General features: G+C 58.3%; 12 protein-coding genes. 9 read left to right on the forward strand and 3 right to left on the reverse strand.

What is annotated here, in order from left to right; all coding sequences use genetic code 11:
* Nucleotides 1-3: 3 nt before the first annotated feature.
* Nucleotides 4-1,773 carry a diguanylate cyclase gene (locus FY152_19265; GenBank protein UXS34281.1) on the reverse strand — a complete coding sequence of 590 codons (1,770 nt, stop codon included), beginning with the start codon at nucleotides 1,771-1,773 and terminating at the stop codon, nucleotides 4-6.
* A 319-nt stretch (nucleotides 1,774-2,092) separates the two neighbouring features.
* Here FY152_19265 and FY152_19270 point away from each other — a divergent pair, with 319 nt between their 5' ends.
* Nucleotides 2,093-2,497: a hypothetical protein gene (locus tag FY152_19270; protein ID UXS34282.1), complete on the forward strand. Its 405-nt coding sequence runs from the start codon at nucleotides 2,093-2,095 to the stop codon at nucleotides 2,495-2,497.
* 106 nt (nucleotides 2,498-2,603) lie between these two features.
* On the opposite strand, the gene FY152_19275 is transcribed toward FY152_19270, so the two are convergent.
* Nucleotides 2,604-3,314, reverse strand: a complete 711-nt coding sequence (locus FY152_19275) for an SDR family oxidoreductase (protein UXS34283.1) — start codon at nucleotides 3,312-3,314, stop codon at nucleotides 2,604-2,606.
* Between the two features lie 85 nt (nucleotides 3,315-3,399).
* Between FY152_19275 and FY152_19280 the strand changes: the two genes are divergently transcribed.
* Nucleotides 3,400-4,320 carry a LysR family transcriptional regulator gene (locus FY152_19280; protein UXS34284.1) on the forward strand — a complete coding sequence of 307 codons (921 nt, stop codon included), beginning with the start codon at nucleotides 3,400-3,402 and terminating at the stop codon, nucleotides 4,318-4,320.
* A gap of 109 nt (nucleotides 4,321-4,429) precedes the next feature.
* The gene (locus FY152_19285; GenBank protein UXS34285.1) at nucleotides 4,430-6,379 is read left to right on the forward strand and encodes an ABC transporter ATP-binding protein/permease; all 1,950 of its coding nucleotides are present in this window, start codon (nucleotides 4,430-4,432) and stop codon (nucleotides 6,377-6,379) included.
* A 27-nt stretch (nucleotides 6,380-6,406) separates the two neighbouring features.
* On the opposite strand, the gene FY152_19290 is transcribed toward FY152_19285, so the two are convergent.
* A complete protein-coding gene (locus FY152_19290; GenBank protein ID UXS34286.1) occupies nucleotides 6,407-7,660 on the reverse strand; it encodes an MFS transporter in 1,254 nt (417 codons plus the stop codon).
* Nucleotides 7,661-7,752: 92 nt separating this feature from the next.
* Here FY152_19290 and FY152_19295 point away from each other — a divergent pair, with 92 nt between their 5' ends.
* From FY152_19295 to FY152_19320, 6 genes are all read left to right on the forward strand, one after another.
* Complete coding sequence (locus FY152_19295) at nucleotides 7,753-8,604, forward strand: LysR family transcriptional regulator (protein UXS34287.1); 852 nt, start codon at nucleotides 7,753-7,755, stop codon at nucleotides 8,602-8,604.
* 169 nt (nucleotides 8,605-8,773) lie between these two features.
* On the forward strand, nucleotides 8,774-8,983 hold the full coding sequence (locus FY152_19300; GenBank protein UXS34288.1) for a transporter: 210 nt from the start codon (nucleotides 8,774-8,776) through the stop codon (nucleotides 8,981-8,983).
* A gap of 340 nt (nucleotides 8,984-9,323) precedes the next feature.
* Nucleotides 9,324-9,809, forward strand: coding sequence for a peptide-methionine (R)-S-oxide reductase MsrB (gene msrB / locus FY152_19305; protein ID UXS34289.1), 486 nt, complete (start codon nucleotides 9,324-9,326; stop codon nucleotides 9,807-9,809).
* A gap of 18 nt (nucleotides 9,810-9,827) precedes the next feature.
* Entirely contained in the window at nucleotides 9,828-11,702 is a 1,875-nt protein-coding gene (locus FY152_19310; GenBank protein ID UXS34290.1) for a cytochrome c biogenesis protein DipZ, read from the forward strand.
* 21 nt (nucleotides 11,703-11,723) lie between these two features.
* Nucleotides 11,724-12,425 (forward strand): peptide-methionine (S)-S-oxide reductase MsrA, encoded by a 702-nt coding sequence (msrA, locus tag FY152_19315; GenBank protein ID UXS35113.1) that lies wholly within the window; start codon nucleotides 11,724-11,726, stop codon nucleotides 12,423-12,425.
* 40 nt (nucleotides 12,426-12,465) lie between these two features.
* Nucleotides 12,466-12,948, forward strand: a complete 483-nt coding sequence (locus FY152_19320) for a GAF domain-containing protein (protein ID UXS34291.1) — start codon at nucleotides 12,466-12,468, stop codon at nucleotides 12,946-12,948.
* Nucleotides 12,949-12,973 lie beyond the last annotated feature (25 nt).

The following is a 12,973-nucleotide window of genomic DNA, read 5'->3' on the forward strand; positions in this document are numbered from 1 at the left end:
CATTCACATGGCGTCCGACGATACCCACCTGTTCCGTCCCGTCTGCTTGGCGTTTAGAAGAGCGGCATCCGCTCTTTCCAATACGCTGCTTACGGTCCCCGCCTCTGGTGACGTTGCGATGCCGATAGAGATGGTAACCGGATCAAGCAGGCGGCCGCGATAGGTAAAGGGCGCCCGTTCAACGGCGTATCGAAGTTTTTCTGCAAGTTTGATGGCATCTTCAATGCCCGCGGCGGGCATCAGCACGGTGAATTCCTCACCGCCGAAACGGAATAATTCACCCAGATTGCCAACGGCCTCCGAAAGGACCTGGGCGACATATTGCATCACCGCGTCTCCGGCATCATGGCCGAAGCGGTCATTGAAGCGCTTGAAATGGTCGATGTCGAGCATCAGGCAGGCAAGCGTGCTGGTTGGCTTTTCAATATGCCTGTTCAGCGCCTCATCGAGAGACCGACGGTTCAAAAGACCGGTCAAGGCATCCTGTTTTGCCATGCCGACCAGTCGCTGCCGAAGCTGAAGGTTTGCAACGGCAAGGCCGATATTTTCGGCGAGGAGTTCCAGATACAGGCGCTCTGCCTCCAGAGCCTCGCTGCTCTGCGGAATTTCAAGATACAACAAGCCAACGGTATCGCCCAATGCCGTCAGTGGTATGCACAGGCCCGTTCCAAAATTTCCCTGTAGGTGGTGGCAGACGACATCGTCGCCGTCCGGTTTGCTGGCATGGGGGCGTCCGCGGCGGAGCGCCCAGCAATCGTCTATCGAAAACTCCGGGGCGGAAGATGAAGGATCGGACCATTGGCCCGTCGATTGGAGGACCGAACTATGTTCCTTGAGCACGAGCAGCCGGCCGGCGATGGCGGGGAAAATCTGCGGCATGAATTTCGAGACGACGTCGGATAATTCATCCTGATTCTGACAGGCCTGAATTCGGTGCATCATTTGCAGGATCAGGTCCTTTATGCGCTGGTTCTTGCGATGCTCCGCGTCAAGCCGTTCCCGTTCCAGCCCGTTGCTGCGGAAGATCCTGATGGCCTGGTTCATTTCGCCAATTTCGTCACGGCGTCCTTCGTCGGGAACGTCGATACTGTAATCCTGGCGGGCAAGGCGCATGACAATATTGCTCATCCTGATGAGGGGTACGGCAACACGCCTGCTGAGGACGAAATAGAGTACGGCCACAAACATCAGGGCGGTCAGGGCAAGCATGACCTTGGCGATCGACCCGTAGAAATCACTTCGGCTTTTGGCCTGGTCAACGGTTGCCTGCGATCGGGCTGCAATGGTCTGCCTCAGCGTCTCGACGGTGCTTACCAGACCCGTATGCAGTTGATAATATTCATCGCCAAACAGAAGTTGTTGCGCATCGTTCTGGCGGCCCGATCGATAGAGACCGATGGCCTCGCGCTCCATCCTGTCCAGTGCATCGGCACGCTTGCGTATATCCATAAATGTGCTGGACTCTTCCGGGGAAACACCGTGGGCGGTCAGTTTAGGCAGGGTGTTCTCGAGGCGGTTTTCCTGATCTTCATCGACGTAAAATTTCGCCAGATGCTGCTCATCGCCGCGCATGACGTAAAGACGCGCCTCCTCGGTACGCTCATCCGCAATGATCGCCAGTTCCTCAGCGAGATCGTTGAGATCAAGGTGAGTTTGGATCGCCACCCGCTCCTGGGAGGCGCTTCTGGCCGACAGAATGAACGTCGTTGCCGATACTGTCGTGAGCACGAGGGTTACGGCATAAGCCAGGTTCGTGATGGTGCTGAGTCGCATGATGGGCGCCGTCTGCTTGCCGCAAGGTGTGATGACCGGATGCGGCGGGTCTAATTTCAGTGTCTGCTTATTTTAAGCCATCTCGTTAAACGGGAAGTCAACGCTCCGGTTACATCTGCACGCTGCCAACGGGAACGAAACCGCGGCAATTTCGAAATCAAGGGCCGCCCGCTGTCTCATTTCGAACAGCCACCCGCGTACCAAAAGTTGTTATCGGAGATTGACTCTCGTTTAAGAGTAAGTGAGCTTCGGTAAAGATGGGGCATCGTTCTGACGCGACCCGCTAAAAAGTCAAACATCACCGAAATTGGACATTGATATGAGAACTGTAATTGCCGCCCTCGGCTTCGTTGCCGTTTCGAGTTCCGCTTTTGCCGCTTCTTGCGAAAAAAACTTCACGGTTTCAGGCGTTCCGATGGTAACGGCCGTTTCCTATAAATCCTGGCAGGAATTGCCGAAGGCAAAGGCGTCAACAGTTCTCCAGAAGCTTGCCCAGGCCGTGGCAGCGGAAGGCTTCTCCGGTATCCAGGTCAACAAGGCTTTGTCATCGGTCGATGCGCATCAGGAGACGACCGGGAGCGGAAGAGTTCAGACCCTTCGGGTTGTCGCGCGGCAGAAGGGCGCAGGCGTGCGGATCGACGTTGTGTTCAACATTCAGGCGGGGCAGATCACCGACAAGAACGTCGTTCGCACAGGCATCTGCAACATCATCAGCGGCGCCTGATAAAACGCGGCGGAGCCATTATTACCCTGGCGGAGATCGAGATCGTCCAGTCGTTCGACAAAATGGACGATCTCTTCGAGAGGCGGAGGATTTTCGACGATCCCCGCTACCGCAGGGAATAACCGCCGTCGCTGAACAGCGTATTGCCCGTCATGTTGGTGTTGTCGAGCAGGAAAAGCGCCGCGTGTGCCTGCTCCTCAACCGTTGCCGGGCGCTGAACGAGGCAAAGCTTTCCCCAATATTCATAGGCGGGTTCACGTATCTCAGCCGGCCGTTTGCGCCATAACTCGCTATCGGTTGTTCCCGGTGAAAGGCAATTGACCCGGATCGGATTGAGTTCAATGGCAAGTCCACGCGCCAGTCCTTCCAGCGCCGAATTACAGGCGGCGTAGGCCGGTGCACCAATAGGGCGCACGGATGCCGCGCCTGACATCAGAAGGACGGATGCGTCAGACGTCAAACGGGGCAGGGCGGCGTGAATGGCCCAATATTGCCCCCAGAATTTCGCTGTGAACAGGTCCTCGCTGGTCTCCGGGTCGCCTTCCGCGAATGTGCCGGTGCTGTATGACGCTGCCGGCGTGAAAAGCCCGGAAAGCGAAGGGGCTTCGGCAAAGAATTGGGCAAGCGAGGCACGATCGGTGATTTCTACGGTGCGGCCTGAAGCCCGATCGCCCAATTCGGCGAGCGTCTTTGACAATCGTTCCTGAGAACGGCCGCCGAGCAGGACATGATCTCCCCGTTCAACGAGTTTGCGGGCGAGTGCCAATCCGATACCGGATGTGCCCCCGATGATGGCGTAGGTTTGATTTTTGCTCATGGAAGACATCTTACGTCAGATCTTTCACGCGGCAGAAGCGCATAATTTTCCTTCGATTACGGAATGAAATTCGTTAGTAGAAATTATGCGACATCAATCCGGCGATGACATCGGCGCGTTTCTGGCAGTCTGCGAAGCGGGGAGCTTCGTCGCGGCCTCGGTGCGCCTGCGGCTTTCGGCTTCTGCTGTGGCAAAGTCCGTGGGGCGATTGGAAAATCGGCTGGGTATAAGACTGTTTCAGCGTACGACACGCAGGCTGCACCTGACGGCAGAGGGTGTGATTTATCGCGATGTTTGCCAGCGCGCGCGCAAGGAGATCGAGCGAACCGAGGCAGCAATCGCGGGTCTCGCGCATGAACCGGTTGGCACACTCAATGTCAGTTTGCCGCCGCTCTTTGGTGCGAGGATCGTTGCGCCGGCGCTCTATGCGCTCTGCCGGCAATGGGTAAACCTTGATTTCAGCATTTCCACTTCGACGGAACCGAGCAACCTCTTGGATGGCACGACCGATCTTGCGGTCAGGATTGGCGAAGTTCCGGATGTGAGCGGGCTCAAGGCTCGTTTGCTCGGTCACCAGCGCATTGTTCTCTGTGCTTCCAAGGCCTACTTTGAAGGGCGGCCGGTGCCGCAGAAAATTGAAGATCTGGCGGATCACACCGTGATCGCTTCTCCACGCAACGGCAAACCTGCGCCATGGCAATTTCGCGGCGCTGAAAGCGAACTCCTGACCTGGCATCCCAAGGCGCGCCTTTTGCTGGATGGAAGCCTGCTGACGTTTTCGGCAATTGTGGAAGGGCAGGGGCTCGGTCTTTTGCCCCGCTGGCTCATTCGTGACGAACTGTCCAGCGGACGTCTGGTTTCCGTTCTGGATGATCGGGTTGCCGGGCATTTGCCTATCCATGTGCTGTGGCCGGCTTCACCCCTCATGCTGCCTCGGTTGCGGGTGGCGATTGATGCCATTGTGCACGCCACGAGGCCTTTGTTTATGGATGGGACGCTGGCCTAAGCGGCAGAAACATATGCGGACGATCGCTGCCCCAGAAGAAAATTGGAGAATGTATCACCTTCCCTCACGAGGGCGTGAAACCTTTCAGGCGATCATCCGTTAAGCGCCCATGACCGACGCTGACGCAGGACCGAAACCGGTCGATGGTGCCGACCAGAATGGTACCAAAACCGCATCCGCGAAGGATGCTCACGATACCGATGATCCCCTCCCGCCAGAGGAGATGGAAGCTGCTTTGGGCTTGACGCCTGAAGAGGCCGAACAGGCTCGTCGGAGATATCTGCTGAAGCGCTTCTGGATCAGCGCGCGAGGTTTCTGGAGCCGTCGTGGCGATGGGCTTGCATGGCCATTCTCGCTCGGGCTTCTGGCAATGATTGGCATAAATGTCGGTGTCCAATATGGCATCAATGTCTGGAATCGCGGGATCTTTGACGCGATTGAGAAGAGAGACGCGGCTACGGTCTATTTTCTCGGATCCGTTTTTCCGCCACTCGTCCTGGGAAGCGTCTTCATCGTGACCTCACAGGTCTATGTCAGGATGCGTATTCAGCGGCGCTGGCGATCCTGGCTGACAAAGGCGCTGGTTGGAAGATGGATCGCAAATGGCCGTTATTATCAGCTCAATCTGATCGATGGCGACCATCAAAATCCGGAGGCGAGGCTTTCTGAGGATATGCGGATCGCCACCGAGGCACCCGTGGATTTCATTTCGGGTGTCATCGCTGCTTTTGTATCGGCTTCCACCTTTATCGTTGTTTTGTGGACGATTGGTGGCGCCCTGACGGTCTCGATCGGCGGTACTGTGATCACGATCCCCGGCTTTCTCGTCATTGCGGCCGTCATCTATGCGCTCATCACATCCAGTTCCATAGCCTTCATTGCCCGGAACTTCGTCAAGGTTTCCGAAGTCAAAAACCAGGTCGAAGCGGAGTTCCGCTACACGCTCACCCGCGTCAGGGAAAATGGCGAGAGTATCGCCTTGCTTGGCGGCGAAGACGAGGAGCGCAGCGATCTCGACAAGAGGTTCGGTAATGTCCGGCGGCAGTGGCGGTTGATGGCGCAGCAATATATGCGCACGACAATTGTGTCGAATGGATCGATGCTGATTGCCCCCGTCGTGCCGGTTCTGCTCTGTGCGCCGAAATTTCTCGATGGAAGCATGTCCCTTGGCGAGGTGATGCAGTCCGCGTCCGCTTTCACCATCGTCCAGTCCGCATTTGGCTGGCTGGTCGACAATTATCCCCGCCTTGCCGACTGGAATGCCTGCGCGCGACGCGTTGCCTCCCTGATGATGTCGCTGGATGGTCTCGAACGGGCTGAAAAGAGCGACACTCTCGGTCGGATCGTGCGTGGCGAAGCGGAAGGCGAGACAATACTCAGCCTCAAGGATGTTTCCGTTTCGCTGGGTGACGGAACGGCTGTCGTCAAAGAGACGGATGTCGAAATCGGCTCGGGCGAGAGGGTATTGGTGGCGGGGGAATCCGGATCGGGCAAGAGCACGCTGGTTCGGGCCATTTCCGGTCTTTGGCCATGGGGTGGGGGCAGCGTGAATTTCCGCGCCGGCAGCCGATTGTTCATGCTGCCGCAACGGCCGTATATTCCTGCCGGCACGCTCCGTCGGGCGGTCTGCTATCCGCAAGCGGCTGAGAGCTGGACGCTGGACGAGATCGGGGCGGCTCTCGACAAGGTTGGTCTCGGTCAACTCAAGGACAGAATCGAAGACGATGCGCCCTGGGACCAGACGTTGTCGGGCGGCGAAAAACAAAGGCTGACCTTCGCGCGCCTGTTATTGAATGCCCCCGATATCATCGTCATGGATGAGGCGACGGCAGCCCTGGACGAAAAAAGTCAGGACAAGATGATGCAGACGGTGATCGACGAACTACCCGACGCCACGATCATAAGCGTGGCGCATCGTGCCGAACTGGAAGCATTTCATAGCCGCAAGATCACACTGGAACGTCGGGAAGGCGGCGCGAAGCTTGTCAGCGATATCGATCTCATTCCCCGCAAGGCGAGAGCAGGCTCGCTGCTTCGCCGAATGGTCAAGCGGAAGTGACGTTTCAGCCGAGACCTTGCTCCCACGTTACGAGCCCGTCTGAGAGAGAGGGAGGCGCGACGATGAGATGGCCAGAGGGAGCGCGGTTACAAGCACCGGCACGATCAGCGCCAACCATGCTGCCCCATAGCCAAAATGGTCGACAAGGAGACCGAATATGTAGGGGCCGATTGCCATGACCGCCAGACAAATGGTGGAAGCGAAGGCGATCGTTGATGCAATCGAACCTTTCGGCGCACTTTCGGCGATTTCCAGCAGGTAAAGCGGAAACCAGCCGATGCCGAATATACCCAGCAGGACAAGCACCAACAGAATAACGGGTGCCGGGGTGCCGATGGGAAGGATCGCCAGGATTGCGGCAGTGCCTGCGGCAATGATGGATACACGGCCGAATGATTGACCGCGAAGACCGGGCCGAAAGCGATCGCTGATCCATGGCAGCAGAATGCGGCCCGGAATGCCCGCAAGCTGTGTTGCGGCGAACATCGAGGAGGCGACAAAGAGGCCAAGCCCCAGTCCGTCGGCCATGAACCCGATGACATGCGCCGTAAGGGTAAATTGAAAGGCGGACATGGCAATGCCAAGCCGCAATACGGGCCAGAAACTGCTATTCTGACCGACGATGCGGGCGAGTTTTACCAGAGGAAGCGGCGGCTCCGTTTTTGCCGCCAAATCGCTTCCCTCGCGATACAGTCCCCAGAAAAGCGCAGCGCCCAGCACGGAGATAGCGGCGCAGAGCCATGCTGCGGCATGCCATCCGTAACGGACTGCCATAAAGGGAAGGAGAGCGGCTGCGATCATCGTTCCGAAGGGAACGGCTGCCTGTCGAAACCCTGTTGCGATGCCGCGTTTGGCGGGCGGGAACCAGCGCATGATCGCCCGCGTGCCGCCCGGCTGGACCGCTGCATAAGTACCGCCCAGAAACGCGATGCAGACAAGCAGCGCAGGCAGGCTGTTTGCGAATGCCGCCGCACATGCCATCGCGATCGCCATGCCGAGCATGGCAATGCCGACGATGCGGCGTTCGCCATGAATGTCGATGGCGCGGCCGAGCGTGAACATGGTCACGATCTGGATAGCGTTCATGACGGTGACGGCGAGTGACGCGGACGCAAGAGAGACGCCAAAGGCTTCACGCCAGAAGGGCACGAGAATGTAGATGCCCTGCGACACGAACGAGCCGGCGGTCTGCGTGCCGACTGCCACGGCAAGCACGGCCCAGATCCTGGGATCGGTGGCGGAAACGGGTGTGGGCGAAGTCGAAGAAATCTGTGACGACACGGAAAAGCTCCTATCAAGAGTTTTCGTGCAATAGCCTTCCCGGAGAGCAGACAGAATTAAGGACTTGCACATTTCAATGATAACAGCTTGTTATGCAGGCCATGCGCTCATTGGATCCCATAGCCGTCGAGGCTTTTCTTCTTGTTGCCGAACTGCAGTCGTTCACCCGCGTTGCGGGCGTGATGAATACGTCGCAGGCCGCCATATCCCTGCGCCTGCGTCGGCTTGAAGAAATGTTGGGGCATCGCCTGGTCGAACGGACACCGCGCCGGGTGCGATTGACGGCGGCAGGGGAGCGCTTCCTGGAGCCGGCACGCGCCTATGTCGCCGCCGGCCGTCGTGCGAGTGATGTCTTTGAGCAGGAGCCGACACGTCTGGCGATCGGCGTCACGCATCATTTGATCGGAGCCGACCTGCCTCGAATACTCCGGGTGATCAGTGAACTCGAGACCAGCGTCACGCTTCATCTTCGTACAGCCGGCACAAGGACCCTGCTTGAACTCTACGATGCCGGAGAGCTCGATGCGATCGTCGTGTTGCGGCATGACGATATCCGGCGAGATGGTGAGCCTCTGTTTCAGGAAAGCTTTGGCTGGTACTCCAGCCCGGATTTTGATCTTCCTGCAAGCGCCCCGGTGCCGCTGGTTCTTCAACCGGAGCCCTGCAATTTACGAGCCATGGCTCTTCGGGCGCTGGATAGCGTGGATATTGCCTGGCGCGAGGCTTTTGTCGGAACCGGGGCAACGGCGGTGGGCGCAGCGGCGGAAGCCGGCATCGGCGTCGCGCTCCTGGCGCGAAGCGCCGCTCCGGCGGGTGTGCGGGAGGTGCGGAGCCGCTTTCTGCCGGCGCTTCCAAAACTGGATGTCGTGATGATTTCCACAGTGACCGGCGATCGCGCGAACTCCGCGCTCGCACGTATCACCCGTGCATTTCGATCATCCTGACGAGGCGGGTATTTGCCTTTTCTGGGCTTTTGGAAAGCCAGCGACGAAGTACCTTTGGTTCAACTGCCTCGTAAATTCTTTTAGTCATTGGCCCCGTAAATTCTTGGCAGCCGCCGCAGAGCATCTTAGACTCGGCCGATCATATCGACATGGGCAGAAGGAGTTGACGATGAAGATCAGTGCGCGCAATCGCCTCAAGGGCAAGATCATCGATGTCGTCAAAGGGGCGACCACTGCACATGTGCGTATCGATATCGGTGGCGGTATTGTTGTCACCTCATCCATCACCAATGATGCCGTCGATGAACTTGGGCTGAAGGTCGGCGGTGACGCCTATGCTGTCGTCAAGGCATCGGACGTCATGGTCGCGGTGGACTGATCCGCACCCTCGGGCTTCTGACAAAAAAGCGCTGTCCGCTCATCCGTATATTGGGTGAGCGGACAGCGCTCGCAAGTTAAGTCCTTGCCGATGGTCATTTAAGCGACTACCGATATATTCTCATAAACATATCGACGATCATCAATACCGGGGTGACTTATCAGCGCTGCCGCGCCGAATTTTCGGGACGGCCAGACCTTCAGGCCGAAACGGAATGGCCGCGTTACACCTTGAAATGGCGTTTGCGTCCCGATCACGAATATGTGCTCCGAGGGCTGTAACTTCCTCGGCCTTGCCCTCGTAAATATTGAAAGAATTGGTTCAACGGGAGGATCGAGCAATGGTGAACAGACGAGAGCTTCTCAAAGGGGCGGCATTCGCGGCGATTGCGCTTCAGCTTGGTGGCGGTCGAGCGTTTGCCGCGACGGGTTCTTTCCCCATTACCCTGACCGATGAGGAATGGCGCAAACGCCTGACCCCGGATCAATATGAGGTTTTGCGGAAAGAGGGCACGGAATATCCGGGATCCAGCCCGTTGCTGCATGAAAAGCGCCGGGGCAATTTCGCCTGCGCCGGTTGCGATCAGGAGGCGTTTTCTTCCACCACCAAGTTCGAAAGTGGAACCGGGTGGCCGAGCTTCTGGGCCCCCTTGGAAAACGCGGTCGGCACCACACAGGACACCTCTCTTGGAATGGTGCGAACGGAGGTCCATTGCGCCCGTTGCGGCGGTCATCTGGGCCATGTTTTCGATGATGGACCCAAGCCAACCGGTCTTCGCTATTGCCTGAACGGCGTGGCGCTGAACTTCCATCCGACGTCGGCCTGACCGATAGGGAATATTGCGATGTTGCTGTTTCTTCTCGCCTATACAGGCGGCGTGCTGACGATCGTCAGTCCCTGCATCCTGCCGGTTTTGCCGTTTGTTTTTGCACGTGCCGGTCGACCTTTCATGACCAGCATCCTTCCCATGCTGGTCGGCATGGCGGCAACCTTCGCCGGCGTGGCGACACTCGCGGCGGTCGGGGGTGGCTGGGCGGTCGAAGCCAATGAATATGGCCGGGTGGCGGCCATCACGCTGCTGGCAGTCTTTGGCATCTTTCTGCTCTTCCCGTCATTGTCGGAGCGTCTGACCCGGCCGCTGGTGGCGCTCGGCGCTAGACTTTCGCAATCAGCCGACCGGGAAACGGGTCGTGGTTCGGCTGTCGTCGGATCGTTGATGCTCGGCGTCGCCACCGGCCTCCTGTGGGCCCCGTGCGCGGGACCGGTTCTCGGCCTCATTCTGACTGGAGCGGCACTACAGGGGGCCAATGTTGGAACCTCACTTCTGCTGCTTGCCTATGCGCTTGGCGCGGCGACGTCTTTGATGCTTGCCCTTCTGATCGGCGGCCGGGTTTTTCAGGCCATGAAACGTTCCATCGGGGCAGGGGAATGGATAAGGCGCGGCCTGGGCGTTGCCGTGCTTGTCGCGGTCGCCGCAATCGGCCTCGGCCTCGATACCGGTTTCCTGACACAGGCGTCGCTTGCCAGCACCTCAGCGCTCGAACAGAAGCTGATCGATGGATTGGGCGGCAAGCCGGATCAGGATATCGCTGGAGGCGGCGCGATGAAGCCTTCGACCGTGATGCAGAAGGATGCCGTGCAGAATGGCGCGATGCAGGGCAATCCCGCGATGATGTCTGCCAATCCGGCCGCGATGAGTGGCTCGAGCGCGATGATGATGCAGGGCAAGCCATCGGCGTCCACCGCAGAACAGCTTCCGGTCGAAGGCACCGCTCCGTCGCTCGCAGGCGCGGTTGAATGGCTCAATTCGCAACCCCTGAGCATGGAGCAGCTGAAGGGCAAGGTCGTGCTTGTCGACTTCTGGACCTATTCCTGCATCAACTGCCTGCGGTCTATCCCCTATGTCCGCGCCTGGGCCGAAAAATACAGGGATCAGGGACTTGTCGTGATCGGCGTGCACGCACCGGAATTCGCTTTTGAAAAACGCGTCGACAATGTCAAAAAGGCGATTGCTGATCTCGGTATTGTTTACCCCGTCGCCGTCGATAATGACTATGCGATCTGGCGGGCATTCAATAATCAATATTGGCCGGCGCATTACTTCATCGACGCAAAGGGGCAGGTCCGCTACCATCATTTTGGTGAGGGCGAATACGACCGGTCGGAGCGTGTCATCCAGCAGCTTCTTGCGGAAGCGGGAAAGACGGATGTCGGCTCGGATATCGTCGCGGTCAACGCAAGCGGCGCGCAGGCGGCCTCCGACACGGCCGACGTGCAATCGCCGGAAACCTATGTCGGTTACGAACGGGCGCAGAACTTCATCAGTGCCGGCGGGATCGTCAACGATCAGGCTCACGCCTATGTCGAGGAAAAGCCCCGGCGCAACGAATGGGGTCTAACCGGCAACTGGACGGTTGGTGCCGAACATGCGGCATTGAATGACAGCGGCGGCGGCATCTATTATCGGTTCCGGGCCCGGGACCTGCATCTGGTCCTTGGTCCAGGTGCAGATGGCAAGCCGGTGCGCTTCCAGGTCACGATTGATGGCAAGCCGCCGCGTGAAGACCATGGCATGGATGTCGATCCCGATGGAAACGGCACCATTACCGAACAGCGCCTTTATCAACTCGTCCGCCAGAGTGGACCGGTAGAAGATCACACATTCGAAATCCGCTTTCTGGACGCTGGTCCCGAAGCCTATGCATTCACCTTCGGTTGAAAGGAAAAGGTCATGAGACGCATGTTTGCCTGGAAAGCGATAACGACAACGCTGGCCGTCGGATCCGCGATAATGTTGGCAAGTCTGAGTGTAGCCTCGGCGCAGGAAGGCATAGCGCTTCCCGCGCCTGCGGCTGATGTTTCCGCAAGTACCGCAGCCACCGAAACGGCGGTTTTTGCCGGCGGTTGTTTCTGGGGCGTGCAGGGTGTCTTCCAGCATGTGAGCGGCGTCAAAAACGCAGTCTCCGGTTATGCGGGCGGCGCAAGGCAGACGGCGAATTATGAAGCGGTCGGCAGTGGCAAGACCGGCCATGCGGAGGCCGTGAAGGTAACCTATGATCCGAAGCAGGTGACCTATGGCCATCTGCTGCAGATCTATTTTTCAGTGGCCCACGATCCGACCGAGCTTAACCGCCAGGGGCCGGATATCGGCACGCAGTATCGTTCCGCCATCTTTCCCGCAAATGAGGATCAGGGCCGTGTGGCGAAAGCCTATATTGCCCAGCTCAACAAGGCACGTCTTTACGACGCGGCGATCGTGACGACAATCGAGCCGGGCCATGCTTTTTATCCCGCCGAAGCTTACCATCAGGATTTCCTGACGAACAATCCGACCTATCCCTACATCGTCTACAACGACCTTCCGAAGCTCGAAAACCTGCGCAAACTGTTTGCAAGGGATTTTCGCGAGAAGCCCGTGCTGGTCGCCGAGAACGGTATTTGATATCAGCCTTCAACCCAGACGATTAAGGAAGGTGCCGGACATGTTTGAAGCGGTCTCTATCGACACTGCCGACAAGACCGAGTTTTACCGCGTGCTCGCCCAGCAATTGCAAGCCTTGTTCGAGGGAGAGGCGGACATGATCGCCAATGCCGCCAACATGTCGGCGCTGATCTATCAGATGATGCCAGACCTCAATTGGGCGGGTGTCTACCTGTTGAAGGGCGAGCAGCTGGTTCTCGGGCCGTTCCAGGGAAAACCAGCCTGCGTTCGTATCCCCGTTGGCCGCGGCGTTTGCGGCAGTGCCGTTGAGCGGAAGTCGTCGATCCTGGTTGAGGATGTCCATGCCTTCCCTGGCCACATCGCCTGTGACGCAGCCTCGCGCTCGGAACTGGTCGTCCCGATTTTTCGGGACGGTGCGACGATCGGTGTCATCGATCTCGATAGCCCGTTGCCGTCACGGTTCGATGCCGACGATCAGGCGGGTATCGAAAGGCTGGCGAAAATCTTCGCAGGTTCATTTTAGGCTGCAAGGAGAGGCAGCGGCTTGC

Origin of the sequence: Agrobacterium tumefaciens (genome assembly GCA_025560025.1) — a bacterium.
In the GTDB taxonomy this organism is placed as follows: Bacteria; Pseudomonadota; Alphaproteobacteria; order Rhizobiales; family Rhizobiaceae; genus Agrobacterium.

Coding starts and splice junctions, on each gene's coding strand:
- FY152_19310 (UXS34290.1), top strand. CDS start 9,828: ATGTTGCTGTTTCTTCTCGCCTATACAGGCGGCGTGCTGACGATCGTC.
- FY152_19285 (UXS34285.1), top strand. CDS start 4,430: ATGACCGACGCTGACGCAGGACCGAAACCGGTCGATGGTGCCGACCAG.
- FY152_19265 (UXS34281.1), bottom strand. CDS start 1,773: ATGCGACTCAGCACCATCACGAACCTGGCTTATGCCGTAACCCTCGTG.
- msrA (UXS35113.1), top strand. CDS start 11,724: ATGTTTGCCTGGAAAGCGATAACGACAACGCTGGCCGTCGGATCCGCG.
- FY152_19320 (UXS34291.1), top strand. CDS start 12,466: ATGTTTGAAGCGGTCTCTATCGACACTGCCGACAAGACCGAGTTTTAC.
- FY152_19280 (UXS34284.1), top strand. CDS start 3,400: ATGCGACATCAATCCGGCGATGACATCGGCGCGTTTCTGGCAGTCTGC.
- FY152_19295 (UXS34287.1), top strand. CDS start 7,753: ATGCAGGCCATGCGCTCATTGGATCCCATAGCCGTCGAGGCTTTTCTT.
- FY152_19270 (UXS34282.1), top strand. CDS start 2,093: ATGAGAACTGTAATTGCCGCCCTCGGCTTCGTTGCCGTTTCGAGTTCC.
- msrB (UXS34289.1), top strand. CDS start 9,324: ATGGTGAACAGACGAGAGCTTCTCAAAGGGGCGGCATTCGCGGCGATT.
- FY152_19275 (UXS34283.1), bottom strand. CDS start 3,314: ATGAGCAAAAATCAAACCTACGCCATCATCGGGGGCACATCCGGTATC.
- FY152_19300 (UXS34288.1), top strand. CDS start 8,774: ATGAAGATCAGTGCGCGCAATCGCCTCAAGGGCAAGATCATCGATGTC.